At 69.1% G+C, this 1,180-nt stretch carries 2 protein-coding genes and 1 pseudogene; 2 read left to right on the forward strand and 1 reads right to left on the reverse strand.

Features of this window, described 5'->3' with window-relative positions; translation table 11 throughout:
* On the reverse strand, positions 1–220 hold a 220-nt coding region (locus ACWELQ_RS46030), incomplete at its 3' end, for an NAD-dependent epimerase/dehydratase family protein (protein WP_452403249.1).
* A gap of 161 nt (positions 221–381) precedes the next feature.
* On the opposite strand from ACWELQ_RS46030, the gene ACWELQ_RS46035 reads away from it, so the two are divergent.
* Entirely contained in the window at positions 382–711 is a 330-nt protein-coding gene (locus ACWELQ_RS46035; protein WP_452403250.1) for a type VII secretion target, read from the forward strand.
* Positions 708–1,180: pseudogene (locus ACWELQ_RS46040) on the forward strand (hypothetical protein); the annotation flags it as partial. The gene ACWELQ_RS46035 and the pseudogene ACWELQ_RS46040, both read left to right, overlap by 4 nt.

Here is a 1,180-nt window from a genome sequence, read left to right on the forward strand (position 1 = left end):
CGAGGGTGATGAGCGCCACGAGGTGGTAGACCACCTCGGCCCCGTCTAGGGCGGAGCGCATGGACGCCGGATCGAGGACATCGCCGTTGACCCACGTGACGCCGGGCTGAGTGGCACCGGCGACGCGGTCGATGGCAGTCACCTCGTGACCGCGATCCGTAAGCAGGCGAAGCAAATTGGTGCCAAGGAACCCGGCAGCGCCGGTGACTGCGACCTTCATGATGACGAGAATATAGAACTTGTTCTAATTTGCAACCACGGTCACATTCCGATCCGGACAGGGGGTGCGAAGTGCGGCGATGCGACCGGCACCACGCCCGGCTGGACGATCGATGGGTTATATTCGGCTCCGCATGTTCACGACGATTGGGGGGCATTGACATGGCCGATCTCTCGGTCGACACCGGTGCGGTTCGCGCGTTCGCCACGACCAATGACGGCGTCGCCGCCGACATCGCCGCGCAGGGCGGCCTCGACACCGTCTCGCATGTCGCGGCCATGACCCCGGTCTTCGGACTCATCGGCGCGGACTTCCTGGCCAGCTTCGCGGTCGCCGAACTCCTGCACGATCGCGACATCAACGCCCTCTCCGCCCGCTTCGGCAAGCTCGGCCAGGCCGCCTTCGGCTCCGCGGCCACCTACGACGCCACCGACTCCGAGTTCGCCGGGGGTCTGAACAATGTCGCGGGACAGATCGGCGAGCAGGTATGAGCCCGATCGGTTCCGGAGTCCGCGGCGATTCGGGAGTGCTGGGCGATTCGGGTGTCATCGGCCTCCACCCCGCCACCGGTCCGGTCATCCCCACGACGGGAGCAGACAGCATGCCCCTCCTCTCCCCCGGCTCACTTCCGGACCTGGTGCTGGGCGGCCTGCCCGCCGATGTGGCGCCGTTCGAGCCGCCGGAATTCGCGTTGTCCCGCAAGGAATTCGAGCAGACCGGCGCCCCGCTGGGCGGTGGCGTGCCGGGTGGCGGCGGGGTTCCGGGCAGCGATGCCGCGACCGCCGGCGTCCTCTCCCCCGCGCTCGACGGAGTGCACGGCATAGTGTCGGGAGCCCAGGGCACGCTCGGCAGTGCGCAGGGCGCTCTCGGCGATGCGCAGCACGTCCTCGCCGGTGCTCAGACCGCGCTCGACGGTGTGCCCGCCGCGCTCAGCGCCGCCCAGACCGCGATGGCCCGGGC

It is taken from the genome of Nocardia sp. NPDC004722, assembly GCF_053601505.1.

Excerpts from the sequence above, each read along its gene's own strand:
- ACWELQ_RS46035 (WP_452403250.1), top strand. The coding sequence starts at position 382 with ATGGCCGATCTCTCGGTCGACACCGGTGCGGTTCGCGCGTTCGCCACG.